Source organism: Streptomyces pseudoechinosporeus (assembly GCF_054783935.1).
The window spans coordinates 204,654-230,996 of the sequence record NZ_BAAGPS010000050.1 but is presented as its reverse complement, the minus strand read 5'-3'; the positions used below and the strand labels follow the sequence as shown (position 1 = coordinate 230,996).

At 70.6% G+C, this 26,343-nt stretch carries 21 protein-coding genes and 1 pseudogene; 8 read left to right on the top strand and 14 right to left on the bottom strand.

Annotated features, from left to right (window positions below; translation table 11 throughout):
- The 13 genes and pseudogenes from ACYVO6_RS35160 to ACYVO6_RS35100 form a co-directional block, all read right to left on the bottom strand.
- Positions 1-217 (bottom strand): annotated as a pseudogene (locus tag ACYVO6_RS35160) (hypothetical protein); the annotation flags it as partial.
- 133 nt (positions 218-350) lie between these two features.
- Positions 351-2,006: an FAD-dependent oxidoreductase gene (locus ACYVO6_RS35155; protein ID WP_461068424.1), complete on the bottom strand. Its 1,656-nt coding sequence runs from the start codon at positions 2,004-2,006 to the stop codon at positions 351-353.
- A 267-nt stretch (positions 2,007-2,273) separates the two neighbouring features.
- Positions 2,274-2,747, bottom strand: coding sequence for a MaoC family dehydratase (locus tag ACYVO6_RS35150; protein ID WP_461068422.1), 474 nt, complete (start codon positions 2,745-2,747; stop codon positions 2,274-2,276).
- Positions 2,731-3,501 carry an enoyl-ACP reductase FabI gene (gene fabI / locus ACYVO6_RS35145; protein ID WP_461068602.1) on the bottom strand — a complete coding sequence of 257 codons (771 nt, stop codon included), beginning with the start codon at positions 3,499-3,501 and terminating at the stop codon, positions 2,731-2,733. The genes ACYVO6_RS35150 and fabI overlap by 17 nt, the downstream gene beginning before the upstream one ends.
- A complete protein-coding gene (locus ACYVO6_RS35140; RefSeq protein ID WP_461068420.1) occupies positions 3,498-4,685 on the bottom strand; it encodes a beta-ketoacyl synthase N-terminal-like domain-containing protein in 1,188 nt (395 codons plus the stop codon). The genes fabI and ACYVO6_RS35140 overlap by 4 nt, the downstream gene beginning before the upstream one ends.
- Complete coding sequence (locus tag ACYVO6_RS35135) at positions 4,682-5,500, bottom strand: hypothetical protein (RefSeq protein WP_461068418.1); 819 nt, start codon at positions 5,498-5,500, stop codon at positions 4,682-4,684. Before ACYVO6_RS35135 ends, ACYVO6_RS35140 begins: the two co-directional genes overlap by 4 nt.
- Positions 5,501-5,513: 13 nt before the next feature.
- Positions 5,514-7,325, bottom strand: a complete 1,812-nt coding sequence (locus ACYVO6_RS35130) for a thiamine pyrophosphate-binding protein (protein WP_461068416.1) — start codon at positions 7,323-7,325, stop codon at positions 5,514-5,516.
- On the bottom strand, positions 7,322-8,563 hold the full coding sequence (locus ACYVO6_RS35125) for an aldehyde dehydrogenase family protein (protein ID WP_461068414.1): 1,242 nt from the start codon (positions 8,561-8,563) through the stop codon (positions 7,322-7,324). The genes ACYVO6_RS35130 and ACYVO6_RS35125 overlap by 4 nt, the downstream gene beginning before the upstream one ends.
- Positions 8,560-10,059, bottom strand: a complete 1,500-nt coding sequence (locus ACYVO6_RS35120) for a class I adenylate-forming enzyme family protein (protein ID WP_461068412.1) — start codon at positions 10,057-10,059, stop codon at positions 8,560-8,562. The genes ACYVO6_RS35125 and ACYVO6_RS35120 overlap by 4 nt, the downstream gene beginning before the upstream one ends.
- Before the next feature lie 202 nt (positions 10,060-10,261).
- A complete protein-coding gene (locus tag ACYVO6_RS35115; RefSeq protein WP_461068410.1) occupies positions 10,262-11,548 on the bottom strand; it encodes a helix-turn-helix domain-containing protein in 1,287 nt (428 codons plus the stop codon).
- A 303-nt stretch (positions 11,549-11,851) separates the two neighbouring features.
- Entirely contained in the window at positions 11,852-12,589 is a 738-nt protein-coding gene (locus ACYVO6_RS35110; protein WP_461068408.1) for a hypothetical protein, read from the bottom strand.
- 279 nt (positions 12,590-12,868) lie between these two features.
- Positions 12,869-13,660 carry an ABC transporter permease gene (locus ACYVO6_RS35105; protein ID WP_461068406.1) on the bottom strand — a complete coding sequence of 264 codons (792 nt, stop codon included), beginning with the start codon at positions 13,658-13,660 and terminating at the stop codon, positions 12,869-12,871.
- Positions 13,657-14,556 carry an ATP-binding cassette domain-containing protein gene (locus ACYVO6_RS35100; RefSeq protein WP_461068404.1) on the bottom strand — a complete coding sequence of 300 codons (900 nt, stop codon included), beginning with the start codon at positions 14,554-14,556 and terminating at the stop codon, positions 13,657-13,659. The genes ACYVO6_RS35105 and ACYVO6_RS35100 overlap by 4 nt, the downstream gene beginning before the upstream one ends.
- A 235-nt stretch (positions 14,557-14,791) precedes the next feature.
- On the opposite strand from ACYVO6_RS35100, the gene ACYVO6_RS35095 reads away from it, so the two are divergent.
- From ACYVO6_RS35095 to ACYVO6_RS35060, 8 genes are all read left to right on the top strand, one after another.
- Positions 14,792-16,138 (top strand): sensor histidine kinase, encoded by a 1,347-nt coding sequence (locus ACYVO6_RS35095; protein ID WP_461068402.1) that lies wholly within the window; start codon positions 14,792-14,794, stop codon positions 16,136-16,138.
- Positions 16,117-16,830: a response regulator gene (locus ACYVO6_RS35090; RefSeq protein WP_461068400.1), complete on the top strand. Its 714-nt coding sequence runs from the start codon at positions 16,117-16,119 to the stop codon at positions 16,828-16,830. The genes ACYVO6_RS35095 and ACYVO6_RS35090 overlap by 22 nt, the downstream gene beginning before the upstream one ends.
- 141 nt (positions 16,831-16,971) lie before the next feature.
- Complete coding sequence (locus ACYVO6_RS35085; RefSeq protein WP_461068398.1) at positions 16,972-18,375, top strand: MFS transporter; 1,404 nt, start codon at positions 16,972-16,974, stop codon at positions 18,373-18,375.
- A gap of 142 nt (positions 18,376-18,517) precedes the next feature.
- Positions 18,518-19,774 carry a beta-ketoacyl-ACP synthase II gene (gene fabF / locus ACYVO6_RS35080; protein WP_461068396.1) on the top strand — a complete coding sequence of 419 codons (1,257 nt, stop codon included), beginning with the start codon at positions 18,518-18,520 and terminating at the stop codon, positions 19,772-19,774.
- 115 nt (positions 19,775-19,889) lie between these two features.
- Positions 19,890-20,549 (top strand): GNAT family N-acetyltransferase, encoded by a 660-nt coding sequence (locus ACYVO6_RS35075; protein WP_461068394.1) that lies wholly within the window; start codon positions 19,890-19,892, stop codon positions 20,547-20,549.
- A 93-nt stretch (positions 20,550-20,642) separates the two neighbouring features.
- Positions 20,643-23,348 (top strand): class III lanthionine synthetase LanKC, encoded by a 2,706-nt coding sequence (gene lanKC / locus ACYVO6_RS35070; protein WP_461068392.1) that lies wholly within the window; start codon positions 20,643-20,645, stop codon positions 23,346-23,348.
- On the top strand, positions 23,345-23,482 hold the full coding sequence (locus ACYVO6_RS35065) for a hypothetical protein (RefSeq protein WP_461068390.1): 138 nt from the start codon (positions 23,345-23,347) through the stop codon (positions 23,480-23,482). Before lanKC ends, ACYVO6_RS35065 begins: the two co-directional genes overlap by 4 nt.
- A 706-nt stretch (positions 23,483-24,188) precedes the next feature.
- Entirely contained in the window at positions 24,189-24,776 is a 588-nt protein-coding gene (locus ACYVO6_RS35060; RefSeq protein WP_461068388.1) for a hypothetical protein, read from the top strand.
- A 416-nt stretch (positions 24,777-25,192) separates the two neighbouring features.
- On the opposite strand, the gene ACYVO6_RS35055 is transcribed toward ACYVO6_RS35060, so the two are convergent.
- Positions 25,193-25,948 (bottom strand): VOC family protein, encoded by a 756-nt coding sequence (locus ACYVO6_RS35055; RefSeq protein ID WP_461068386.1) that lies wholly within the window; start codon positions 25,946-25,948, stop codon positions 25,193-25,195.
- Between the last annotated feature and the right edge of the window lie 395 nt (positions 25,949-26,343).

The window sequence follows — 26,343 nt, the reverse complement described above, 5'->3', positions numbered from 1 at the left end:
CGTCCTTGCTGTGCTCGTCGTCCTTGCTGTACTCGTCGTCCTTGTCTTCCTTGTCGTGCTTGTCTTCCTTGTCGTGCTCCTTGCCGTAGGAGGAAGAGTTCTCGCTCTTGGAGGAGGAGTCCTGGTTGTCCCAGCCATCCGCGTAGGCGCCGGGAGCGCCGAGAGTGAGGACGGTCGAAGCCGCCGCGGTGGCCAGAAGCAATCGAGCAGAGCGCATTTGACGTTCCTTCCGCCGTGGCCGGGCAACTGGCATTTCGTCAGCTGAGTGACCCGACCTCGGTGTGATCCACCGTTAGTCAGGTCTCCGTCCCCCACCACTCGGGGCGCTCAGCCGGGTGACGCCGCCTCGATCAGCTCAGTGCCAGGGCCGTGGCCAGAACCTGTCGCAGCGTCAGTTCCGCATCAGGGACCGGACCTGACGATCGCCAGGCGACGAACCCGTCGGGCCGTACGAGTACGGCGCCTGTACGTGTCGTGCCATGGCGTTCCGCCCAGTCCGCACCGTCCTCGGGCATCAGCTCGCTGTCGGATCCGGTGCCCAGCCGGTACGAGACGAGCGGGACCGGCAACTGCTCGGCAAGGCGGAGGGCCGCCTGGTGCCATTCGCTCGCCTCGTCGGCGTCGCTGAGCAGGACCATGGACCGCTCATAGAGGTCGAGGGTGGAGATGCGCCTGCCCTCATGCCGTACCCACAGGTGCGGTGCCCGGCTGCCGGGCTCCCCGGCCAGGGCGAGTTCCTCCGGGATGGCCGGGACCGTGGGATCGGCGCCGACGACGGCGCCGTGCGAATAGCGGTGGCCGAGGACCATGTTGAGGATGCCGCGCTGCGGTCCACCCGCGGCGCCGGGCGGCGGGGCGAAGCCGGGGTGGCTGTGCTCGGCCGAGCGGCCCGTCGCGCGGGCGCTGGTCGCCTCCGCCAGCGGACGGCGCTCGGCGTCGTAGGTGTCCAGCAGTCCTTCCCCGGCCCAGCCGCCGAGTACCGCGGCCAGTTTCCAGGCGAGGTTGTGCGCGTCCTGGATACCGGTGTTGGAGCCGAAGGCTCCGGTGGGGGACATCTCATGCGCCGAGTCGCCGGCCAGGAAGACCCGTTCCGACCGGTAGCCGCGAGCCACACGCTGGGCGGCGTGCCAGGGCGCCTTGCCGGTGATCTGGACGTCGAGGCCCGCGTCCCCGACCGCGCGGCGGATGTGGTCGGCACAGCGCTCGTCGGTGAACTCCTCGATCGTTTCGCCGAGTTCGGGGTGCCAGGGGGCGTGGAAGACCCAGTTCTCGCGGTTGTCCACCGGCAGCAGGGCACCGTCGGCGTCCGGGCTGTTCAGGTAGCAGATGATGAAGCGACGGTCGCCCACCACCTCGGCGAGGCGCTCGGAACGGAACGTCACGCTGATGTTGTGGAACAGGTCGCCGGGGCCGTTCTGGCCGATGCCGAGCTGTTCCCGGACGGGGCTGCGGGGGCCGTCGGCGGCGACGAGGTAGTCCGCGCGGATCGTGGTGTGTTCGCCCGTCTGCCGGCTCTTGACCACCGCGCTGACGCCGGTGGAGTCGGTCTCGAACGACATCAGTTCGGTGGAGAAGCGCAGGTCGCCGCCGAGCGAGGCGGCATGGTCGAGCAGGACCGGCTCCAGGTCGTTCTGGCTGCACAGGCACCAGCCACTCGGGCTGAAGCGGGCCAGCCCGCCGCCCGGGTCGATCTCCTTGAGCAGCCACTCGCCCGCGTCGCCGACCAGAGTGGGCGTCTGCAGGATGCCGTGGTTGTCGGCGAGGGTGGCCGCGGCCTCACGGATGGCCGGCTCCACACCGGCCACCCGGAACAGCTCCATCGTACGAACGTTGTTGCCGCGGCCACGGGGGTGGATGGACGTGCTGGCATGGCGCTCCACCAGCGTGTGCCGCACCCCCAGCCGGCCGAGGAACAGCGAGGTCGACAGGCCCACCAGGGAACCGCCGACAATGAGGACCGGGACCTGATGGGTCGTCGGATCTGCTCGATCGGCTCTTGCGTTCATCACTTGCCTCCAGGGTGTCGTGTCTGCCCCGACTCATCCACATACGGCCGGGATATCCATACATGCCCCGCGAGGCGGACGGCGGCTCACGCTTCACCCACGTAACCCGCATGGGCTTCAGCCGCAGGAGTGCGCGACCCGGCGGAGGACGGAATCGGTGACCGCGTCACCGAGGGCGCTGATGGCGTCCACGGCGGACCGGCTCGTCGTCCCTCCGGACACGACCGAGAAGGCCGCGGAACCGCTCATGGCAGCCGCGGCGGGCGGTCACGTCTGATTCGACGGCCCGGCGTGGCGCATCAGCAGTGTGGTGATCGTCGTCGCCACGTGCTCGTCGGCGTCGTCGTGGACCTCGCTGTGGATTTCGAGTACGTCGTTTCCGGCGAGCGACCTGACCGACCGCAGGGTCGAGGTGACGGTGAGCCGGTCCCCGGCGCGCACCGGACGGGAGTACACGAACTTCTGGGCGCCGTGCATGACCACGCTGTGGTCCACACCCAGCCGCGGATCCTCGATGACGCGGTTCTCCGCCGCGGACGTGATCGTGAACACGAACGTGGGAGGGGCGATCACGTCCGGATGTCCGAGGGCCCGGGCGGTTTCCCTGTCCGTGTACGCGGGATTGGGGTCGCCCACCGCCGAGGCGAACTCGTGGATCTCCTCCTGGTCCACCGTGTACGGCGCGGTGGGCGGATAGCTCCGGCCGATGACGGACTGCTCCGGCTCAGTCCCCCATGGCATGGGCGCCCCCGTCGGCGTACAGGATCTGACCGGTGGTGGCCGGAAACCAGTCGGTGAGCAGTGCCGCGCATGAGCGCGCGACCCCGGTGGGGTCCGAGACGGACCAGCCGAGGGGTGAGCGGCGCCGCCAGGTTTCGCCGACGTCCTCGAAACCCGGGATGTTCCGGGCCGCGATCGTGGTGAGCGGACCGGCGGCGACCAGGTTCACTCTGATGCCCGAGGGGCCCAGCTCCCGGGCGAGGTAGCGGGAGGCGGACTCCAGGGCCGCTTTGGCCACCCCCATCCAGCCGTACGAGGACCAGGCGAAGCGGGCGTCGAAGTCCAGGCCCACGATGGCGGAACCGGGCCGGAGCAGCGGGCGCACGGAGGCGGCCAGGGCCGTGAGCGAGTAGGCGGAGACGTGGACGGTGGTGGCCACGTCCGCCCAGCCGGTGGCGGTGATCCGGTCGCCCAGCGCCTCTTGCGGGGCGTAGGCGACGGCGTGCAGGACGCCGTCCAGGACGGGAGAGTGCAGGGTGACGCGCTCGGCGAGGGTGTCCAGGTGCTCCTGGTTCGTGACGTCGAGTTCGAGGACGGGGGCCTTCGGGTCCGGTAGCCGGCGGGCGATCCGCTCGACGAGGGAGAGCCTGCCGTAGCCGGTGAGGACGACCGTGCCGCCCTCCTCCTGGATGAGGCGGGCGACGTGGTACGCGATCGACGACTCGGTGATCACTCCGGTGACGAGGATGTGCTTGCCGTCGAAGATTCCCATCAGCTCGCTGTCCTGTTCTGTGTCGGGTGGCCGAGTGCGAGTGAGGCGTTGTTGCCCCCGAAACCGAAGGCGTTGACGAGTACGCAGCTCGGGTCGGCCCCGAACAGCGCACGCCGTGGCAGCAGCACAGGGGAGTCGGGATCGGAGCCTTCCAGTTCCGGGTCCGGGTGTACGAGTCCGGGGGTGGGCGGAACGACTCCGGTACGCAGCGTGCACACGGCGGCCGCGATGCCGGCGAAGCCGGAGGCGTGCAGCAGGTGGCCGATGGCGCCCTTGTGCGAGCTCACCGGGAAACTCGCCGGGCGGCGGCCGTTCTGCTTCCGTGTTCCCTCGGCGAGGGTGGCCGCGGCCCGCAGTTCGGCCGCGTCGCCCTGCTTCGTCGCGGTCGCGTGGGCGTGCAGGTAGTCCGGCCGGTCGCGGCCCGCCTGGGCGAGCGCGTCGGCCATGCAGTCCAGCGCGGTGCCGGAGTCGGACGCCGCGGGGCTCGCTCCGCCGACCCGGCTCACGGCCCCGGTCACCAGGACGTCCTGTGGGCGCACCTCGTGACCGGCGACGGCTTCCAGCACCACGGCGCCCGAACCCTCGCCCACGGAGATGCCCGCGCGATCCTGGTCGAAGGGGCGGGCCGGGGCGGTGGCCACGGCGCGTACCGCCGTCATGCTGGAGTACTCGAAGGGGTTGAGCGCGGAGGCTCCGGCCACCACCGCGTACCGGGCCATCCCGGCGCGCAGCGCGTCGCGGGCGAGGGCGACACCGAACAGGGCGGAGGCGCAGGCGTGGGACAGATGCACCACGGTCGCCCCTTCGGGGTGCGGGCCCGTATCGGCGAACTCCTCGCATCCGTCGGGTGCTTCGGGCCCGACCGCGGGGCTCTGGCCGACCACGATGAGCAGCGTGCCGTCCGGGACGGCACTGACCGCACCGGCCCCGCCGCCCTTGCTCAAGTCGGCGTCCCGTAGCGCGTCCCCCAGCGCGGTGTCGAGGAGCGCCCGCTTGCGGCTTTGCCCTGGAGGTACGGCCCCCAGTGCCGTCTCCGGAACCTCACCGACCGCCTCGGGGGTACGGAAACGGCGTCCGTCGCCGAGCGCCACCCGGCCTGCCAGCAGGCCGTCCCAGAACGGCCGCGGTCCCCGGCCGCCAGGGGTGACCAGGCCGAGTCCGGCGATCCGTACGGCGATCCCGCTCATACCTGGGCCCCCTCACGGACGGCCGCGAGGAGCGCGCTGCGGGCCACGAGGCTGCCGCGGCTCGCGTCTGCCTCGTCCGCTGGAGTCCCGGCAGGTCCGGTAGCCCCGGCAGTCCTGGCTGTCCCGGCGGACCCCGCCGACCCCGGGAGCCCGGCGGCCCTCGCGGATCCGGCGGATCCCGCAGACACGGCCCGCCCCGACATGGCAGCCCGGGTGGGCTCGGCCCACGGGTCCCCGAGGCCGAGGTCGGAATCCGCGAGAGGCACCGCACGCGCGTCCCCCGTGCGCAGGATGAGTGCCGTCACCAGACCCGGGCCGTCCGGCCCGGCACGCAGTACCTCGCAGACCACCGCCGCGGGGCGGGCGCCGCTGCGGACAGCGGCCCACGCCAGGGCCTGGCCCTGGGCGGTCGCGCTGCCGGGTGAGGTGAGGACGTAGCAGGGACCGGTGCGCCCCGGCCAGCCGCCGACCGTCCGGACCAGTTCGGACGTCTCCAGCCGCATGGAGTCCGATGGGCGCAGCCGGCGCCCGGAGTCCGCGGCGCGTTGCGCGAACACGGTGGCCGCCTGGACGCAGTGTTCGTCGGCCGCCAGGTACACCGCGGCCGATCCGGCTTCGTCCGGCGGCAGGGCGGCGAACGCCGCGAACAGCGTCAGCGCGGTCAGCTGTGCCGAATCGCCCGCCGAGACCCACGCGAGCGGCGGACCGAGGCCGACGCGCGCGACCTCCGCACGGCAGGTGTCGAGCACCCCGGGGTCGTCGCTGCCCACGACCAGCGGGCGGGTGGGCAGGCGTACGGGGGAGACCGTTGTCATCGCTCTCTGCCTCCTATGAGCCGGGGTGTGGGCGGGCGTGCGAGTCGGCGTGTGAGTCGGCGTTGCGCTCGGGGAAGTCGCCGCCCGGAGCGTCGAGGCCGGGTGGCACGTCCTCGAGGCCGACCCGCACCACGACCACGGCCGTGTGTCCCGAAAGGCACGACTGCCAGGCCTTCTCCAGCGCGGGGCGCAGCTGCCCCTGCTGGTCCGCGTGGACCAGCAGGGCACCGGACGGTTCGCCCGGCCCGTCGTTCCCGCCGACGGCACCGGCACCGGCACCGTCGGCGCGGGGGCGGGCGAAGGAGAAGCGCGAGGCGTCCCCGTCCGCCAACACCGGCCCGGTGGCGCGCAGTTGGTGCTGCAGCCAGCCGTAGCCGCCGTTGTCCAGGACGACGTAGAGCACCGCGGGGCACTGCTCCGCCACCGTCTCCAGGTCGCTGCGGAAGAGGTTGAACGCGCCGTCGCCCATCAGGGCGGCCACCGGCCTGTCTTGCAGGGCGGTACGGGCGCCGGCGGCGGCCCCTCCGGCGAAGCCCAGGCTGGTCTGCTCGCTCGGGACGATCGATCCGCCGGGCCGGCCGACGGTCCAGTACGGGAAGTGGTACGACCACATGTCCTGCAGACCGTTCTCCTGCACCAGCAGCACGTCCTCGGGCAGCACCTCGCGCAGGGTGGCGAGCACCTCCACGACCCTCGGCGGACGCCCGTCCGCCGGGCCGGCGAACAGCGCGGCGGTCTCGGCCCGCGCCAGGGCGGCGGCCCGGGCGCGTTCCGCACGCCGCCGCCAGCCCGTGTCGTCTCCGCTCCGTGCGTCCGGTTCCGCGCCTTCCGGGCCGATGTCGTCGAGCCAGTGCCCGACCGCGGCACCTCCGTCGCCCAGGACGAGCAGACCGGGCCAGGCCGTGGCCAGGTCCTGCTCGGCGGTGTTGACCTGGATGACCGCACAGTCCTGGCGCCGTTCCCAGCCGAATGTGGCCGTCTCCTCCAGCCTGCTGCCGAGTGCCAGCACCAGGTCGCAGTCCGCCCACAACTCCCGTGCCGGTTCCGGGGTGTAGAGGCCGGCGAGGCCGCAGTGCAGCGGGTGGTCCTCACGGACTGCCCCCCGCCCGGAGGCGGTGGTGAACAACGGTGCCCCGAGCCGCTCGGCGAGCTGTTCCACCTCCCCCGAGGCGTTACGGTGCCGCATGCCGCCGCCCACCAGGATCAGTGGCCGCTCCGCGTCCCGCAGCCACTCGGCGGCGGCGCCGAGCACCTCCGGGGCGGGCCGCGGGACCTGCCGGGGGAACGCGGGTCTCGCCGTCGCGCCCGGAGCCGGGGCGGCCGCCACGTCCTCGGGGAGCTCCAGGAAGACCGGCCCCGGGCGGCCGTGCCCGGCGACGGCCAGCGCCTGGCGCAGCGCGTCGGCGACCCGGTCGGGGCTCTCCACCCGCATTGCCCACTTGGTCACGGAGCGGACCAGGGCGAGCTGGTCGAGCTCCTGGAACGCGCCCGTCCCGGTCCGGTCCCTGGCCGTACCGGTGGCGAGCAGCACCAGCGGCACCCGGCCCGCGTGCGCTTCGACGAGCCCGGGGACGGCACTGGCCAGGGCAGGGCCCTTGCCCACCGCGCACAGGCCGGGCCGCCCGGTGGCCAGCGCGTGACCGACAGCCATGAACACGGCGTTGCGCTGGTCGCGGCAGAGTACGAAGCGCAGCGGGGTGGGCTCGACGGCCCTCAGCAGTCCGAGGTCGTCGGCCGGGAGCCCGTACAGAGTGTCGTGTCCGCCGGTGAGCAGCTCGTCGACGACGGCGTGCCAGCCGGTGGGGTGCCGCGGCGGGCTGGTCATCCGGCCGCCCCCCGCCGGAAGTGGTCGGCGGCGGCCTTGGACACCAGGATCGGCTCGGTGTGCACGCTGCCGCCGAAGCTCGCGTAGTTGGCCATCCGGCCGCGTCCGCCGAAGGGCTGGTTGCCGTCGTCGACGGCGACGAGAGTCTGGTTCCTGGTCACCGTGTGCTTGCGCTCCAGGTAGGTGACCACGGGGCCGGGCGTGCCGTAGACGCTGGCCCCCATGGCACGCTCCGAGTACTGGTTGGAGGCGAAGAGTTCCTTGAGGTCGCTCTCGTCCCGGTAGCGGAACACGTTGAAGACCGGCGCGAAGAACTCCTGCACGGTGCGGGCCTGGGAGAGATCGTCCCGGACCACGACGGTCGGGTCCACGCGCAGCGGCCCGGCGTCGATTCCTCCGCCGTACACGATGTGCCGGCGCCAGCGGGTGAGGAAGCGCACGGCCTCGTCGAAGGCCTCCTCGTAGTAGAGCGGGCCGTAGTCCGCCTCGGGTTCCCGGTACGGACCGTAGCGACGGCCGGCGAGCTCGGCCACGAGCGCTTCGAGGAAGGGCTCCGCGATGTCCTCGTGGACGAAGACCGCGTCCGGAGCCAGGCAGTCCTGGCCGGTGTTGAGGAGCCGTACGTCGGCGAGGTCGCGTGCGGCGTCCGGGATCTGTGCGTCCGGGGCGACCACGAACGGGTTGACGCCCATGCCGAGGAACAGCATGAGCTGGTCCTTCCTCAGGCGGGGACGGATCTGTTCGGCGTTCCCGTAGCGGCCGGTGAAGACCACCAGGTCGGCGGGGTCCACCTCCTGCTCCAGGAAGGTCCGCTGGGACAGGTCGCACAGCTCGATGGGCAACTGGTGCACCGGCTGCAGCAGTTGGTGGATACGGGCGGTCTGGTCCTTCACATGCCGCGAGGGCCGGAAGCTGAGCCGGTCGGTGTAGAGCGAGGGCACCAGCAGATAGAGGATGTACGAGTACAGCACCACGTTGGACGGCATGTAGACGGCGGCCGAGCGGAGCCGGGGCGGGGCGTTGTCCGCCACCTCCGCGAAGGCGCCGAGCAGGGTGTTGCGGGCTGCCTCGATCTCGTAGCGGGCCGAGCGTATCGAGCTGATCTCGGTCAGCACCTCCAGCACCGCCGGGTCCGGAGCCGACAGGGCCTCCAGTACCCGGTCGAGTGCGGCGGCCCGCTCCGGGTGGGGTGCGCGGGCCAGGGACCGCGTTGCGGGGTGAGCGGTTGCGACGTTCATGAGCGTGCTCCTTCGGTGTCTTCAGACGGTCCGTGGTGAGGTGACGAGCCGTCATCCGAGCCGTCGGCCGGTGCGTTCAGGCGTGCGCGCAGGGCCGCCACATCGACTTTTCCGTTGCTGGTGAGCGGGAACTCGGGGACGACGGCGACCCGGTTGGGCTGCTCGTAGCGGGGCAGCAGGTCGCGGAACGTGCGGTGCCAGCCGGCCGGGGCGCCGCCGGAGGGATCGAGAACGACGAAGACCAGATCGCAGCCGCGCCGCGGATGCGGGAAGGACAGCACCCGTACCGGCGCTCCGCACCGCTCGGCCTTGCGCTCGATCTCCTCGGGATACAGCGTGTAGCCCATCCGGTGGACCGCCCGGTCCCGGCCGTGCACATGGAGCCGGCCCGCCATGTCGATCAGTCCCATGTCCCCGATGCGGTACCAGCTCTCCCGGTACGGCTCCACCTCGCCGTCCTCGGTGAGCACCCCGGCCATCAGATCCGGGGTGCTCACCTCGACGAACCCCGTGGCGCCGGGCGGCAGTTCGCCGCCGTCGGGTCCGACGACCCGCACCTCCACGCCGGGCAGCGGCCGCCCGCAGCCCACCGGGTCCGACGGTTCGGCCAGTGCGATGTTGCCGGTCTCCGTGGCGCCGTAGCCGTCGAGCAGGGGCAGCCCCAGGGTGGCGTGGAAGCGCTGGGCGAGCGGCTGCGGCAGGGGTGCTCCGCCCACGCACCACATACGCACCTTGCGGGCGGCCGACATCAGTTCCGGACTGCGGTCCAGGAGCCTCAGCAGGCTGTCGTAGACGGGAGGTGTGCTGTCGACGACGGTGGCGCCCGCCTCCAGTGCCCGGGTCAGCGCGAGATCGGCCCGGCGCTGACCGGGGACGACCAGGTTGCAGCCGCTCAGCCACCAGATCAGCACCAGGGAGAAGCCGTACTGGTGGCTGAAGGGCAGCAGCGGGAACAGGTGGTCGTCAGGGGTGTAGCCGAGCACCTTGACCGTCCGCCGGCAGTTGGCCAGCACCGCGCCGCCCTGCTTGACCACTCCCTTGGGACGGCCGGTGGTGCCGGAGGACCACATCACCACGCCGTCCTGCCGGGAGGCCCAGCGGTCGAGGCTCAGCGGCCCCGGCAGCGGCTGGACCCATCCCGCGAGGGCAAGGAGGTCGGAGAGGTTCAGGGAGTGTGCCGCGGTCCCGGCCGGTTCGTCCTCGAGCGCCCAGCGGACCGACGCCCGGTCGGCCATGCGCCGCACGTCCTCCGGGACCGCGGTGGGGTCGGCCAGTACGAGGGAGCAGTCCAGGTGGAGCAGGGCGATCAGGGTCAGTACGAGCGGGCGGCTGTTCTCGGCCCTGATCAGGACCCGGTCGCCCGGTTCCACCCCGATACGGGTCAGCAGGGCCGCGATGCTCAGCGCCTGCCGCTCGGTGTCGGTTCCGGAGGTGACGACCGGATTCCGGGCGTCCGCGCCGAAGTCGGGAACCGGTGGTTGATGGGCCTCTGTCATGGACATCCGCTCTCGCTTCACATAGGCGTTCGGTCGGAGGGGGCCGACGCCGAGTGTGACAAGAATCTGTGACGAGAGTCAACACTTGTGACTCATTGAGTCATGACAGTAAAGTGAACTTGACTCGATGCGCGAGAAGGGTATGCAAAAGGCCTGCCCGTGGTTCCGGGCAGGCCTTTCAGAGCATCGGGTACAGCCGTCGCTACGAGTCCTGCGGCAGGCACTGCTCCTGGAGTTCGGCAAGCTCCCGCCACACCAGCTTGCAGAGGTACACCGTCCCGGCTTCGTCACTCATGTCGGCGGCCCGTCGGTACATCGCGGCGGCGGTGGACATGTCGCCCAGCGAACGGTAGATCCGGGCCGCGAACAGCAGGCACATGCCGACCTCGTGGGTGGCCGGCCAGGGCTCCGCTTCCGCCGCGGTGTCGGCCCAGAATCTGGCCCGGTCGTGATCGCCCTGCGTCAGGGCCAGCCGCCCCTCGAGGAGCGCCAGTTGAACGCGCATGCCCGGGTCGCCGAGCACCTCGATCACCGGCCGTGCCTTGGCCACGCGATCGGTGACGCGCTCTTCGAGGCCCTGGTCGAGGTCGAGCTCCGCCATCGCCAGGTAGTACTGCCCCGTGGCCCAGGCCACGATGTCCTGCCTCGGGTCGATCTGCTCCAGGGCGCGCTCGAACAAGACGCGTGCCTGCTCGTTGTCGCCCGCCAGGCAGTACAACTTGGCCGACTCCAGGTACACCGCATTGCGCAGCGGTCGCGAGATCCGGTCCGAGAGGTCCGCGTGTGCGACAAGGAGGTCGGACACCTCCCGCCCCCAGGACTGGAAGCCACTCCACGTGCAGGCGCTCACGAGCACGGTGCCGGCCCGCGCCCAGTTGGCGCATCCCCGGTGGGTCTCGGCGATGGCCCACGCGAGGTGAGCGAACCGCAGGGCTTCGGGAAGCCCGCCGTTGCGCAGGTTGAGTTCGGCGAGATACCGGGCCACCCGTTCCATCTGGTCCGGCGTGGAGCGGGTGTACTCGTCGGCCGCCAGCTCCCGCAGCAGCCGCCGGCTCTCGTCCGCCCGGCCGTTCTCCTCGTGGATGCGGGCCAGCGCCCAGCGGACCTCCCAGAGCACATCGTGGTGCGGGCCCTCGCCGTACTTGTCCAGGATCTCGGTCAGCTGCTTGACGGCCGCATCGGGAAAGCCTTCTTCCTCCTCCTTGCGTGCCTTGAAGAGCAGACCCACGAGATCGATCCGCCGGGCCTCGTCCTTGGTCTCGTCCGGCGGGGAAGCCGTGTCGTCGTCCTCCTGGAGGGACTGCGGAGTCACCCCCAACCGGTCCGCGAGCGTGGCAACGATGTCCGGACTCGGCACGCGTTTGCCGCTCTCGACCAGGGAGACATAGCTGGCGGAGAACTGCGGCCCGGCCAGCTGGGCCTGGGACATGCCCACTTGGCGCCTGAGTTCCCGGATTCGTCTGCCGAACTCCGGCTGCGTATTAGGCAACGCGGGCTCCTTCGATGCGACACACAGCTCTGCCCGGGCGGCGGCGCTGCCGTCCGGCGGTCGTTGACCGACCCCCACTACAGGGTTGTGTGAACAGCTTCCCAGAGCTTTGACAGTCATAACGACCAAGTCAGGAAGATGTGACTAGAGAGTTTTTCAGTATGCCCTTGATCCTTCAATAATCGCAAGAGAGATGTGCGAGACAGGTCCGCCATGTCATAGAACATGACCGTTTCCCCCTTCAACCCTGTGTCGTCGGCCTGCTGCTGTCTGTCGCCTGCGCCCGGGACCCGGTCCGTACTCTCAGGTCACGGACGGGAAAGCCGCGCATGTCGCGTTCGAGAACGCCGCGTCGTCCTCGAACGAGGGGACCCGGCCGCTTAACAGCGTCGACGGGTCCTGCGGCTCCGTCGTCCTCAGGTGCCAGGCGTGGCAGCCGTGCGGCGCACCCCAGCTCGCGACGGACAGCACCTGGCCGGTCGGTACGGCGAAGTCGCTGAGGTGTATGACGTACTGGAGCTGCGCGTCCTCGGGGTCGGAGACCCTGATGGTCCCCTGTGCGCCGCGGTAGTACGCGTGCATGCGATGCGGGTAACCCGCCAGTCCGTGACCGAGCAGGCGCAGTGCGGCGTCCTTGCGCACCCACAGCCGGGTCACCAGCGCATGCCGCTGCCCGGGAGGCAGCCGGTCGACGGCTCTTCGTTCGGCTGCCGTGAGCAGATAGTCGTAGGCGTCGTTGACGCGGTCGTCGGCCGTGTCCGCCGTCTCGACGGAGAGCTGGACCTGCCCGATGTCCATGCCGTGCGCGACGACGACCACCCCGCCGTCCTGCCACAGGACCGAACACACACGGTTGGGGGCGTGGCGGGTACCCAGGCTGTTGACGACCTCCGACGAGTGCGTCAGCGGCTTCCAGGGGGCCGCGTTCCGCCCGTCACCCGGCGCGAACGATCCGTCGCACAGGGGTAGGGCGTGCTCCTCGAAGCAGGAAGCCGCAATTACATGGAGGTTCCCCTCGACAGGCGCTGCGGATTTTCTCAACGCAGTCTCCTCACTCGGGCTCTCGCCGCATAGTGCTAACTCTCGCCGGGCGAGCACATGAGCCTGCCTCCAGCCCGGTCATCGGCCGGACGACTCCGCGCATCGGCACCAATGCTACGTAACATCTTCAGGGCTTCCCAATGTTTGGGGAATCGCCATGAACTGGTATCCCGGGATTTCCCGCGGCAAATGCCACTACGCGGGTCCCGAACTGCCGTGCAGGCAAGAAGGGGGGGCCGACGTGAACCGACAAGCCCCTCAACTCGCCTCTGTCGCACGCTACTTGACTTCCCGGCGCAGTACGCGTACCAGACCGGCGAAGAACGGAAGTACGCCCCAGAAAAACACCGAGGCTCCCAACCGCTCCCATTCCTCACGTGTGAGGGAATTGTCGATCAGTGGCTGGAAGGTCTGATTGATGTCCAGCCATTCGGCGGGAGTCTGCAGAGCGTCGATAAACGAAACGAGAACGGCCCACACCGTCGGCAGCAACAAGTACAGAACGATCGCCGCCGGGGAGTTCAGCAGCAGCATCCCGAAAGCCAGCCCGATCAGCATGTTGGCGAGCTGGAAAATCAGGCCGTTGGCCACGGCCGACAGCTCCAGCGTCCAGTCGCCGTCGCCCTTGCCCACACCGACGGACACCCCGTTCACCGCGGCCGCGGTCGCGAGGCTGGCGGCGATCACGGCCATCGCCAGTACGACACCCGCCGTCAGCTTCGCCGTGAGCACCCGCCACCGCTGTGGCACCAGAGCGAAGGTGGTCAGCGCCGTGCGCTGCGACCACTCGCTGGTGACCAGCAGAATGCCGAGCAGCGGCATGATGATGCCGACCGGATAGAGGGTGACCGCGAAGAAGTCCATCAGGGTCTGCTCGGGCGCCTCCGCTGTGGCGAGCTGGATCACCGCCATGCCCAGGGCGAGCAGTTCCACACCGGCCAGCAGCCAGAAGCCGGCCCGGGTGTCGGTCATCTTCCGCAGCTCCACGCCGGTCAGGCGCGCCATGCCCGCCTGCCGGCCCCGAGCCCGCGGCACCGCGGTTCCCGTCCTCGTTCCCGCCAGAGTGCTCATGCTGCCGTGCCTTCCTTCTTGTTGTCGGCGGTCAGGGAGAGGAACATCTCCTCAAGACCGAGGCCCCCCGCGGGCCGCAGTTCCAGCAGCGGGACCTGGGCGGCGGCGGTGGCCTGGCCGACCGCCCCGGCGTCGGCGTCCACCAGCCACGCTCCGTCGGCGCTCCTGGTACCGCTGAGCCCCGCCCTGTGCAGCGCTCGCTCCAGCAGCGTCGGGTCCTGGGCCCTGACCAGCACCCCGGAGGCGCCGAGCAGGCTCTCCATCGTGCCGTTGGCGACCACCTGACCACTGCGTACGACCACCAGCCGGTCGGCCACCGCCTGCACCTCGCTGAGCAGGTGCGAGGAGAGCAGTACGGTGCCCCCTCGGTCGGCGAAGTCGGTGAGCAACTCGCGCATCCAGAAGATGCCTTCGGGATCCAGGCCGTTCGCGGGCTCGTCGAGGACCAGTACGCCGGGGTCGCCCAGCAGCGCGTGGCCAAGGCCCAGGCGCTGCCGCATGCCGAGCGAGTAGCCGGCGACCCTGCGCTTGGCCGCCGCACCGGCCAGTCCCACCAGGTCGAGTACCTGCTCGACCCGGTCCCGCTTCACCCCGAGCACCTGTGCCGAGACGGTGAGTACCTCCCGGCCGCTGCGCCCGCCGTGCTGCGCCGAGGCGTCCAGCAGGACCCCCACCGTGCGGCCGGGGTTCTTCAGCTTGCGGTACTCCATCCCGTTCATGGTCGCGCTGCCCGCGTCGGGCCGGGTGAGACCGCAGAGGATCCGCATGGTGGTCGACTTGCCCGCGCCGTTGGGGCCGAGGAAGCCGGTGACGGTGCCGGGCTCGCAGGTGAAGGAGACGTCCCGGACGGCATTGTGTGCGCCGTAGCGCTTGCTGACGTTCTCTACTCTGATCATGCGGATCAGTCTGGGGAGGCAGCGGCCGGGGCACATCGGCCCCGGGGCCGCACCGCCTCGGACTGCCGGTCCGGCCCACCCCCGACCGAAGTCGGTGGCGGCATCGACTTCCGGGTGATGACGGCGTACGGCTTTCCTGTCGGCCGGGTGATGACGGCGTACGGCATTCCGGTGGGCGGTGCACGTATGCGCAGGCCGTACCACGTGTCCATGCCACGCCATACTGTTGGCCGCGATGGAGATTCAGGAAGGCACACCGGGAACGGGCGGTGACGCGGGGAGTTCGCTGCCCGCGGGCGGGCTGTCACAAGCGCCGGATACGGCCACGGTACGGGTCGTTCCCCGGCTGCTGGCCGGCCTCTGGAGGACGGAGGCGGCCCCGCGCCCGCGCCGTGACGCGCTCGTCGACGGCATGTGGTTCCTGGTGGCGTGGGGCCTCGGCGTACTGCTGTTCTTCGTGATCTACCCCGGTTCGCCCGAGGCCTCCAACCGGCCGCTGTGGACGGCCGACCTGGTGTGCGGTTCGCTGTCCTGTCTGGCTCTGTGGGGCAGGCGCCGCAGGCCTGTCACCCTGGCGCTGGCACTGCTGCCCGTCTCCCTCTTCTCCGCGATGGCCTCGGGGGCGATCGCCGTCGCGGTGGCCACCGTCGCCGTGTACCGCCCGTTCCGGACGACCGCGTTGGTCTGCGGCCTGCACACGCTCACCCTCGTACCGTTCCTGATGCTTCATCCGGAGAAGAGCAGGCCGCTGTGGCTCTCGCTGCTCGCCTACACGCTGTTCCTCTGGGGCGTCGCCTCGTGGGGCATGCTGGTGCGGGCCCGCCGGCAACTGGTCCAGTTCTGGCACGAGCGCGCCCTGGCCGCCGAGACCGAGCAGAAGCTGCGGGTCAACGAGGCCAGGCGCGCCGAACGGACCCGTATCGCCCGGGAGATGCACGACGTGCTGGCCCACCGGCTCTCCCTGCTGAGCATGCAGGCGGGAGCCATGCAGTACCGCCCGGACCTGCCGCCCGCGGAACTCGCCCGGACCGCGGGCATCGTCCGCGACGCCGCACACCGGTCGCTGCTCGACCTGCGGGAGGTGATCGGCGTCCTGCGCGAGGACCCGCTGGACGGGGAGGACTCCGCGGATTCCGTGGGCTCTGCGGACTCCGCGGGCGACGAGATCGTGCCGCTGGCGTCGACCGCCGGTCTTGCCGGACTGGACAAGCTGGTCGCGGAGTCGGTTCAGGCCGGGGCGAGGATACGGCTCGACAACCAGCTGGCCGATCCCGACGCGGTCCCGGCCGACCTGGGGCGCACGGTGTATCGCGTGGTCCAGGAAGGACTGACGAACGCGCGCAAGCACGCTCCCGGCGCCAGTGTCCGGGTGACGGTTCAGGGGACTCCCGGCAGGGAGCTGCATGCCGCGGTGGTCAACCGCAGTCCCGTCGGCAGTCCGGTCGGCCCGGCGATTCCCGGCACCGGTACGGGCATCATCGGTCTCACGGAACGAACTCGCCTGGTCGGCGGCCGACTTGAGCACGGTCGTCTGGACAACGGCGACTACCGGCTCTCCGTATGGCTACCGTGGTCGGCGTGAGCGACGTGAGCGATTCCGAGACTGGTTCCGCGATTGATTCCGAGATTCGCGTGCTGATCGTGGACGACGATCCCCTGGTCCGGTCCGCGCTGTCGATGATCCTCGGCGGTACGGAGGACATCAGGGTGGTGGGCGAGGCCGAGGACGGCACGCAGGTCCCGGGAGCCGTCGCACGGCACCGGCCCGACGTACTCCTCATGGACATCGGGATGCCCGGCATGGACGGAATCGCGGCGACCGCGGCGCTGCGCCGCACCCAGCGGCCCCCGAAGGTCGTCATGCTGACCACCTTCGACAACGACGACCAGGTGATGCGCGCACTGCAGAGCGGCGCCGTGGGCTATCTGCTGAAGTCCACCTCGCCGCCCGAGCTGGTACGCGCGGTCCGGCTGGTCGCGGCGGGCGAGGGCATCCTGTCCCCGGCGGTGACCCGGCAGCTCATCGGCCGGTTGGCCGATCGCGGCGACGCCGCCCGCCGGGAGGAGGCCCTGGAGAAGCTGCGCGCCCTCACCGAGCGGGAACTGGAGGTCTTCACCTCGATCGGGCAGGGCAAGTCGAACGCGGAGGTCGCCGAGGAGCTCCATATGAGCCCGGCGACGGTCAAGGCCCATGTCTCCCGGATCCTCGTCAAGCTCGACCTGTCCAACAGGGTCCAGGTCGCGCTGCTGGCCAGGGACGCCGAGCTGCTTTGATGGCGCCCTCCATGAGTCTCCCTTGCTGAGCCTCATGACAACTTCATAACTCACTTTGCTTGGCCAGAGTCAAATTCTGTGACATGGTCTCCGTGCTGCCTGCGGCGTCAGCCGCCCCAGGTGACCGCGGAGGTATTGACCATGCCCGAGCTCGTGGCGCGGACGTCCGACCACAAACGCGGCCGGCGCCGTAAGCCCCGCCGAGGTCCGGGGCTGGGACGGCATCGACGTCCTCCTGTCCCGGGGCTCAGGCGCAGGTACGGTCCCACGCTGCTGGCCGTCGCCTCGTCCGCCTCCTCCATGGGCTCCTCGATGACGTACGTGGCACTGCCGCTGCTGCTCATCGAGGACTCCTCGAGCACCGTGGCCGTGGGGGTCGCGGTGGCGGCGCTGGCCGGCGGACAGCTTCTGGCGGGGCTTCCCGCCGGGGCCCTGATCGACCGGGCGGGCAGCGGCCGGATGGCCATCGGCGCCCAGTTGCTGACCGCCGCGCTGCTGCTGGTGCTGGCGGTGCTCTCTCCGGGCACGCTGCCCCTCTGGCTGCTGATGGCCCTGGTCGGCCTGCTCGGCGCGGCCGGAGCGCCGCGAGGCACCGCCGTCAAGACGCTGGTGCCCGAGGTGGCACAGGCGGCCCGCACCCGTCTGACCCGCGCCAACTCGCTGCTGGTGGGCATGCGGCAGTTCGCCATGCTGGTCGGTCCGCTGCTCGCCGGGCTTCTCACCGCGGCGGCCGGAGCGCGGTCGGCCCTGGTCGCGGACGCCTGCCTCAACCTCGCGGGGGCAGGCGTGCTGTTCGCGCTCCGCGTCATTCCCGCCATACGGGATGAAGGCGGCGAAGCGGACGGGGCAGCCCCCGACACCGGCCCCGACAACGGCCCCGCCCCTGACCCCGATCCCGGCCGCCGGCCCAACCTGGCCCGTGAACTGCTCGAGGGTGTCTCGGTGTTGCTGCGTGATCCGGTGCTGCGGGTCCTGGTGGTGCTGCTGGCGGTGCTCACCGCGCTGGACAGCGGCCTGACCGGCGTGGTGCTCGTCGCCTACGTACGCCAGGTGCTGGAGTCGCCGGCCCTGCTCGGGGTGCTGATCACCGCGTTCGCCGGGGGCTCGCTGATCGGGACCGCGCTGTCGGCCGCACTGGCGCCGAGGCTGCCGGTGCGGACACTCCTCGTCGGCTCCTCTGTGCTGCTGGGGTTGTTCCTGGCGGTTCCCGGCCTGTGGCCGCACCCCTGGGTGGCGGTGGTCGCGCTCGCCTGCGCGGGGGCGGTGTCCGCCCCGATCGATCCGGTGGTGCTTTCGCAGATGCAGGAACGGGTGCCGCCCGCGCTCCGCGGGCGGGTGCTGAGCAGCGCCGAGACCGTGGTCGGCCTGTGCTACCTGCTGGGGGTCGGAGCCGCGACCGCCCTCGTGGACGTCCTCGGCGCGGTGCCGGCACTGCTGCTGGCGGCGGCCCTCGCGGCGGCCGCCGGGGGAGTCGTGGCACTCGTACGCGGGCTCCGGCAGCCCTCGGACGCAGGCCTGGAAGCAAGCCATGACATGAGTTCGTGACTCACTTAGTCATAACTGTTGACTCTTGTGACTCGCGTGTGACAAGTTGATGGAGCCGGGAACGAGACGGAAGTGACACCCAGCGAATTCCCCGGGTGTCGTCGGACCGTTCCAGGCACAGTCTCCGGAAAGGGAGAGTCGGATGAGTCAGAGGCACGAGCGCCGTGTCGTGGTCACTGGCAGTGGCGTGGTCAGCCCGGTCGGAAACAGCACCGAGGCTTTCTGGCAGTCACTGCTTCAGGGACGCAGCGGAGTTCGCCCGGTCACCGGGTTCGACGTCTCCGATCTGCCGGTGCGCATAGCCGGCCAGGTCCAGGACTTCCAGCCCGACCAGACCATGCCGCGGACCTTCAGCCGACGGATCGACAAGTTCGCGCAGTTCGCCGTGGCCGCGTCGGCCGAGGCCCTGACCGCGGCCAAGCTCGACGTCGTCGACGATCCCGACACGGCGGCTCGCACCGGGGTGCTGATCGGCTCCGGCTACGGAGCCAACGACGTGGTGCACCAAAGCCTCGAAAACCTTCGGCTGCGCGGACCGCGGGCGGTCACGCCGTACTACGCGGCGGCCAGCGGGATCGACAGCGCCATCAGTAGCGTGGCGCTGAAGTTCGGCCTCCAGGGTCCGAGCGCCTCGATCGCGGCGGCCTGCGCCACCGGCACGGCCGCCATCGGCGAGGCGGCGGACTGGATCCGCCTCGGCCGCGCCGATGTCGTCCTGGCCGGCGGCACCGACCACGCCGTCACCCGTGTCGACCTCACCGGTACGGCCAACTCCGGTGCCCTGTCCACCCGTAACGACACTCCCGAACAGGCCTCGCGGCCCTTCGACAAAGACCGCGACGGATTCGTCATGGCCGAGGGGGCGGGGGTGGTGGTGCTCGAAGAGGCCGAACACGCCCGGCGCCGAGGGGCACCGATTCTCGCCGAGGTACTGGGATCCGGGACCTCCACCGACGCCTACCACGCCACCGCGCCGCACCCCGAGGCGACCGGCGCCCTGCGCGCCATCCACGAGGCGCTGCGGGACGCCGGTGTCACTCCGGCCGACGTGGACCACTTCAACGCACACGGAACCGGAACCCTGCTCAACGACCGGACCGAAGTCCTGGCCCTGCGCATGGTGTTCGGGGAGCGGGCGACCCGTATCCCCGTCACGGCGGTGAAGAGCATGACCGGGCACATGCTGGGTGCGGCCGGCGCGGTGGAGTTCGTCGCCACGGTCCTCGCCATCCAGCACGGAACCATCCCTCCGATGATCAACTGCGACCAGCCGGACGAGCCCGACCTGGACCTCGTCCGAGGAGCACCCCGCCCATGGGACACCCGCGTCGCGGTCACCACATCCTTCGGCTTCGGCGGGCACAACGCCGTACTGGTCGCCGGACGCTGGGAAGACTGACCCGTCCCGCTCCACCCGTACGACCCGCTCGACCCCGCACCGCCCTGCTCCACCCCGGAACGCTCCCCCCCTCGACTACGACAGTCAAAGGCTTCAGACCGGAGAGGAACCCCCCATGCGCGGCAGACTGGTGTCGCTCACCTGGCCGGACCAGGACGACTGGGCAGCCATCGCCCGATGGGTGCGCCCCGCCTCACCGGCGGCCGTTCTCACCAACGACTGGGAACCGCTGTCCCCCCAGGACGTGGAGGACATCAACCGCAGCGGCCGCGTCCGCCACCTGATCATCGAGGTGATCGGCGGAGAAAAGGTCGGTGTGGTCAGCTACCGCAAGGTCGGCCGGGAGGGCTCATACTCCATCGGCACCGCGGTCGGCGACCCCGAGCTGTGGAACAGGGGGTACGCCGCCGACGCCAGCGTGCTGCTCGTGGACTATCTCTTCCACCAGCTGGGCGCCCACCGGGTCGAGGCCACCACCGCGCTGTTCAACCGGGACGTCACCAGGACCATGATTCGCGGCCCCTTCGTCCTGGAGGGCATCCTGCGCGACTACTACTTCCTCGACGGCGAGTACCACCATGCCGCGGCGTGGTCGATGCTGCGCAACGAGTACTACGAGAGCCTGAACAGCACCGCCGCCTCCCAGGGCAACCCGCCGGTACTGGAGTTCCTGCCCGGCCCGGCCAAGGAAGAGGCCCGGCGGCTCGTCGAGAAGTACCTGGCCGGCGACCCGGTGACCTCCCTGTCCCAGCTGACCGGGAAACACCCCGGCTGACCGACCCCCGGCGCCGGCCGGTGCCCCTTCCCCCGGCCGGCGCCGGCTCCCAGACCACCTCCCCGCCCCACGTCACGAACGCGGAGCCCAGCCATGATCGCCAACCTCGATCTCTACCTCCTCGCGGACCGGGTGTTCTTCGAGGACCCCGCCCGCCTGCAGGGTGACTCCGACTCCGGTCGGCTGCGGCCCCCGGCCCTCCCCCCGGGGTGGCGCACCGACGACAACGGCACCTGGATCACTCACCGCCCCGAGAACGTCCAACTGCCCCGCCAGGGCTGGAAGATCCACGTCGCCGCCGTCCAGGAGCACGCCGAGCGGACCCTCGAGACCGTCGCCGAGTACTGCTACGCCGAGGGACTCACCTTCAAGCACCTGCGCACCCTGGACGTACTGCGCGCTTACAGCTTCAAGTACGCCCCGCGGTCCTCCGCGAGCAAGCTGATCACGCTCTACCCGGAGGACGACACGCGGCTGGAGAAGGCTCTCCGTACCCTAGAGACCTCGCTGACGGGGCTTCAGGCGCCGCGCATCCTGGGCGACTTGCGGTGGGGCGAGACTCCGCTGCACGTGCGCTACGGCGGATTCACCTCGCAGTACTGCGAGGACGCCGACGGACGTCTCGTACTCGCCGTCGAGGAGCCCGGCGGCGAGCTCGTCCCGGACCGCCGCGGCCCCGTCTTCCGCCCGCCGGCCTGGGCCCCGCTGCCCGCCTGCCTGGCCGAACACACGAATGTCGCCGGGTCCGCGGCCGACTTCCCGTACCGGGTCGAGGAGGCCCTGCACTTCTCCAACGGCGGAGGCGTCTATCTGGCCACCGGAGAACACGGCCGCGTGGTGCTGAAGGAAGCCCGCCCCCTGGCCGGCCTCGACGGAGCGGGCCGCGACGCCGTACAACGGCTGGCCACCGAGGAGTGGGCGCTGCGCACCCTGGACGGCACTTCGGGGGTTCCCCGGCTGTACGACACCTTCCAGGCAGGCGGCCACCGCTTCCTGGCCATGGAGTACGTCGACGGAGACTCGCTCCAGCGCTGGCTGGCGCTGCGCCATCCGCTCACCGTGCCGGAACCGGACCCCCGGGCCGTCGCCGACTACACCGAACAGGCCCTCGGCGTGCTGCGCGGTATCGAGGAGCTGGTCGCCGCCGTCCACGCCAAGGGTGTGGCGATCCGCGATCTGCACCCCGGCAACATCATCGTCCGCGAGAACGGCTCGGTCGCACTGATCGACTACGAGGCCGCGGCGCCGGTCGACGACACCGACCGACCGCGCATGGGCAACCCCGGTTTCGTCCACTCCGGGCTGTCCGGCTCCGCCGCCGACCTGTACGCGCTCGCCGCCCTGCGGCTGTGGCTGTTCGTACCGCTCAACGCTCTGCTGGCGCTGACGCCCCGTAAGGCGGAGGACCTCATCGCCTACGCGGAGAACTCCTTCCCGCTGCCGCCGGGTTACGCCGATGACCTGCGCGAGCACCTGGTGCACGGAGCACCGAAGGCCGCCGCGCCGGACCTGGGCGCCTGCCCGCCTGTGCTCCGCAGGGCCACGGAGGTCCTGCCGGAGGAAGGGGATTCAGCGGAGCTGTGGACAAGCGCGCGAGGCTCGCTGGTCCGGGGCATCCTGGCCACCGCCACACCGGAGCGCGACGACCGGCTCTTCCCGGGCGGGTACGAGCAGTTCCCGGACGGCGGCTGGGGATTCGCGCACGGAGCGGCCGGAGTGCTGTGGGCACTGCGTACGACACCGGACGCGGCCACCGTCGAGGGCGCGGAGCGGATGCTCCAGGACGGAGCGGACTGGCTCCGCGGCGCCACGGCCAGGACCCGCGCCCCGAGGCCGGGCTTCTACGACGGTCTGCACGGAGCGGCCCACGTACTGGACCTCCTCGGCGACCGCCAGTCGGCCCTGGCCCTGGTGGAGCGGGCGGCCCCCGTCGTCTCCGCACTGCGCTGCACCGACCTCTACCGCGGACTGTCCGGAATCGGTCTCGGTCTCCTGCATCTCGGGAGCACCGGAAGCCATCCGGAGGGCCTGGCCGAGGCGGTGACCCTCGCCGGCCGAGTCGCCACGCGGCTGACGGCGGACACTCCCGACCCCACCGATCCGGTGGGACTGCTGTACGGCTGGTCGGGCGCCGCCCTCTTCCTCATCAGGCTGTACGAGCGGACGGGCGACCCGGCGCTACTGGACCTCGCCGTCCAGGCCCTCCACCGTGACCTGGACCGATGCGTGCCCTCGGTCCAGGGCACCCTCCAAGTGGACGAGGGCTTCAGGACCATGCCCTATCTGGCCGAGGGCAGCGCCGGAATCGCCCTGGTCGCGGCCGAACTGCTCAGGCACCGCGAAGACGACCGTGTCCGTACGGCGATGGGCGGACTCACCAAGTCCTGCGCCGCCGACTTCGTGCTGGAGTGCGGGCTGTTCGCCGGCCGAGCCGGCCTGATCGGCGCCGCGGCTCAGCTACACGCCGACGCGGCGGACCGGGGGCCGGACTCATCCGGCACTGTGGGACCCAACACGGTGGAGCGCCATCTGTCCCGACTGGGCGCCCACGCCCTCGCGTACCGCGGTCATCTCGCCTTCCCCGGCAGGGGCCAGCTGCGCCTGTCGACGGATGTGGCGACCGGAAGTGCCGGACTGCTCCTGGCACTCGGCGTGACAGCCCCCGGTGGGAAGGCGGCACAGCTGCTGCCCTTCCTCACCCCCATGGACTCCGCTCCGCGACGTCAGCCAGGTGCGATGGCTGACCAGCGGCGCGGGACGGCGGCTCCTGGGCCGTCGGAACCGTCGCACTCCCCGTGAGTACGGCACCCCCGTCCCTACGGAACCCCGAGAAGGAGGTGTTTCACATGACCGTCCTCGACCTGCAGGGTCTGGAGGTCGCCGGCCGCCGCGAGGCGGAGGCCGCCGCCTCGTCCGTCAGCATTGGCTGCTGACGACCCGAGCCCCATGAAGTGCCGGGCGAACCAAGCCCGGAGAACCAAACGGAACCCCGAGAAGGAGGTGTTTCACATGGCCATCCTCGACCTGCAGGGTCTGGAGGTTGCCGGCCGCCGCGAGGCGGAGGCTGCCGCATCGTCCGTCAGCGTCTCCTGCTGATGAACCGAGCCCCATGAAGTGCCGGGCGAACCAAGCCCGGAGAACCAACCATACGTCAACAACCCGAAAAAGAAAGAGGTGTTCCTCATGGCCGTTCTCGACCTGCAGGGTCTGGAGATCGCCGGCCGCCGCGAGGCGGAGGCCGCCGCCTCGTCCGTCAGCGTCTCCTGCAGCTGACCAGTGCGGTAGGGACAGGCGCTGGCTCTGTCCCTCCTCAGCCAGCCTCTCGAGGTCATGAGGCTGACTGAAAGGTGATACGGGTGCCGGTACGGAGGCGAGGGGTCTCCGTACCGGCACTCTGCCATGCCCAGTTCCTTGCCCAGCTCCGTGCCCAGCGGAATCCGGCCCGCGGGCCCCCGACCAACGGCCGAGGCCCCCCGCGACCAAAGTCGGTACGGCGCGAGCTCACACGCCGACGCGAAAGTGGCCCCGGTTTCCCCAGACTTGGAACACGAATTGAGATGCCCGGCGGGTAGGCAAGTCTGCGAGTCTGCACCGCCCCGACGTCCCAGGCCCCCCACCTCAGCCCTATAAGGAGCTGCCTTGATCGTCACCATCATCGTCGCCTGCGAGATCGGCTTCTGGGCCGTCATCCTGCTCGGTCTCATAGTGCGCTACGTACTTCGGATGCAGCGGGCCAGCAACGTGCTGCTGGCCTGCGTCCCCCTCGTCGACCTGGTACTCGTCGCAGCCACCGTGGAGGACCTGCGCCGGGGCACGACGGCCGGATTCGAGCACGGCCTGGCCGCTGTCTACCTGGGCTTCACGCTGGCCTGGGGGCACTATCTGATCCGCTGGGCGGACGGCAAGTTCGCGCACCGCTTCGCGGGAGCGGAGGCTCCGGCTCCGCCCCCGAAGTACGGCAGCAAGCGGGCCACGCACGAATGGAACCTCTTCCTCAAGACGCTGATCGCCGGCGCCCTCAGCGCCGGTTTCATCCAGCTCATGATCGTCGGAGTGGACGACCCGGCCCGGACCGCCGAACTGCCGCAGTGGCGCGAGTGGTTGTCCTCGGTGGTCGGCGTGCACGCGATGGTGGCACTGGCCTACACCGTGTTCCCGAAGAAGGAGCCGAAGGGGACCTCCGGTTCCAAGGAGATGTCGGGCGGGAAGCGCCGCAGTTCGTGGTAGGAGCTTGCGGGAGCTCAACGCGCTGATTTGATCCGGTGAGGGTAGAACCTGGGCAGGACCCGAGGTGAGGAGGGACGCGATGCGCGGGATTCCTCGCTGGGTCGTCCAGGCGATCGGCCTGCTCGCCACGCTGGCGGTGCTGCTGTGGCTGGCGACCCTGCTGGTGGAGAACTTCTGAGGTGGCCGCCCCGCACCGCTGTATCGGGCGGGGCGGCCAGACCGCACCAGCCTGAGGTACGCGGCAAATACCCTTGCGCCAGTGCGTAGTTCACTCTGCAGCCACTGCCGGGCACACTCTCGCGGTGCGGGCCTGGGCCATCACGATCTTCTGGGTCGTGCGCGGAGCGGTGGCCGTGGGCGCGATGGTGGGCCTGCTTGTCGGGTTCACCGCGGTGGAGGAGTCGCAGAATCGGAGCTCAGAGTCTCGTGATGACTGAGAACTCCACTCCGAAGGGGTCCGTGATGGTGGCGCTCCGGCCGTAAGGGGTGTCCTCGGGGGCGCCGGCGGCGGCGCCTGCCGTGATGGCGCGCTGCACCACTGCGTCCGTGTCGGCCACCTCGAAGGTGGTCGCCCAGACGGACTTGGGGGCGGTCGGGAGGCCGAAGATGCCGCCGATCTCGTGGCCGTCCCCGCGGCGCAGGAAGGTGAAGTCGAGGTCCGGGAGGGTCTCGTTGAGGTCGAGGGTGTAGTCGAAGACGGCCGCGTAGAAGGCTCGCGCGGGTTCGGGGTCCGGGGTGACCAGGTCGTTCCGTACGAGCGAGCCGGGCTCGTTCACGACCTCGCAGCCGAGGTGCGCCCGCCCCTCCCAGAGACCGAAGCGGGCGCCGACCAGATCCTCGGCGATGGCCGTGCGGCCCTGGTCCCCGACGTCGGTCGGAGCCTTGAGCAGGGAACCGCCCGCGTCGACGATGCGCTTGGCGATGCCGTCGCAGTCCGCGGTGGCGAAGTACATGTTCCAGCCGGAGCCCGTGGTGACCGGGGCCTGTGCGATGGCCGCGACAGGCCGGCCGTGCAGCAGGCACACCGTGCCGAGGCCGGTCTCTGTGGCCCTCGGGTCGTACTCCCAGCCGAAGAGCGCACCGTAGAACTCCAGCGCGCGCTCCCGGTCAGGCACCCGGAGGTCGATCCATGTGGGCGTACCGTCCGGCTGGATGCTGCTGACGTAACTCATCCTGTGCTCCTGATGTCGGACAACCGAGAATCCACCTCCGACAGTAGGAGCCGTCTAGGCCAACTCCTGTCCTATACGAAGCGACGTCTCAAGGTGTCTCGGAAAAGGGTTCCTCTGACACTCGACCCTGACGTCGCTTCGTCCTGGCGGTCGCCGAGATGTTGCCCTGAGTCCCGTCACCCCACGTGACTTCACGCTGCTCGTGTCACACCGATGGAACCCAAAGGCAACACGTGAGGTCCTGCCCCGACCTGCGGGACGGTTCTACCATCCTCTTTTACGCGCGTCGGGGGGCGGGCGGAACTGGGGGTGGGGATGAGGGCTGTGCGTCGCAGGGGCGGGGCCGTGAGGGCGGTGGGGTCCGCGCTGAGGCTCATCGTCGGAGTGGGCGCCCG

Coding starts and splice junctions, on each gene's coding strand:
- ACYVO6_RS35155 (WP_461068424.1), bottom strand. CDS start 2,006: ATGAACGCAAGAGCCGATCGAGCAGATCCGACGACCCATCAGGTCCCG.
- ACYVO6_RS35150 (WP_461068422.1), bottom strand. CDS start 2,747: ATGCCATGGGGGACTGAGCCGGAGCAGTCCGTCATCGGCCGGAGCTAT.
- ACYVO6_RS35140 (WP_461068420.1), bottom strand. CDS start 4,685: ATGAGCGGGATCGCCGTACGGATCGCCGGACTCGGCCTGGTCACCCCT.
- ACYVO6_RS35135 (WP_461068418.1), bottom strand. CDS start 5,500: ATGACAACGGTCTCCCCCGTACGCCTGCCCACCCGCCCGCTGGTCGTG.
- ACYVO6_RS35130 (WP_461068416.1), bottom strand. CDS start 7,325: ATGACCAGCCCGCCGCGGCACCCCACCGGCTGGCACGCCGTCGTCGAC.
- ACYVO6_RS35125 (WP_461068414.1), bottom strand. CDS start 8,563: ATGAACGTCGCAACCGCTCACCCCGCAACGCGGTCCCTGGCCCGCGCA.
- ACYVO6_RS35120 (WP_461068412.1), bottom strand. CDS start 10,059: ATGACAGAGGCCCATCAACCACCGGTTCCCGACTTCGGCGCGGACGCC.
- ACYVO6_RS35105 (WP_461068406.1), bottom strand. CDS start 13,660: ATGAGCACTCTGGCGGGAACGAGGACGGGAACCGCGGTGCCGCGGGCT.
- ACYVO6_RS35100 (WP_461068404.1), bottom strand. CDS start 14,556: ATGATCAGAGTAGAGAACGTCAGCAAGCGCTACGGCGCACACAATGCC.
- ACYVO6_RS35095 (WP_461068402.1), top strand. CDS start 14,792: ATGGAGATTCAGGAAGGCACACCGGGAACGGGCGGTGACGCGGGGAGT.
- ACYVO6_RS35090 (WP_461068400.1), top strand. CDS start 16,117: ATGGCTACCGTGGTCGGCGTGAGCGACGTGAGCGATTCCGAGACTGGT.
- ACYVO6_RS35085 (WP_461068398.1), top strand. CDS start 16,972: ATGCCCGAGCTCGTGGCGCGGACGTCCGACCACAAACGCGGCCGGCGC.
- fabF (WP_461068396.1), top strand. CDS start 18,518: ATGAGTCAGAGGCACGAGCGCCGTGTCGTGGTCACTGGCAGTGGCGTG.
- ACYVO6_RS35075 (WP_461068394.1), top strand. CDS start 19,890: ATGCGCGGCAGACTGGTGTCGCTCACCTGGCCGGACCAGGACGACTGG.
- lanKC (WP_461068392.1), top strand. CDS start 20,643: ATGATCGCCAACCTCGATCTCTACCTCCTCGCGGACCGGGTGTTCTTC.
- ACYVO6_RS35055 (WP_461068386.1), bottom strand. CDS start 25,948: ATGAGTTACGTCAGCAGCATCCAGCCGGACGGTACGCCCACATGGATC.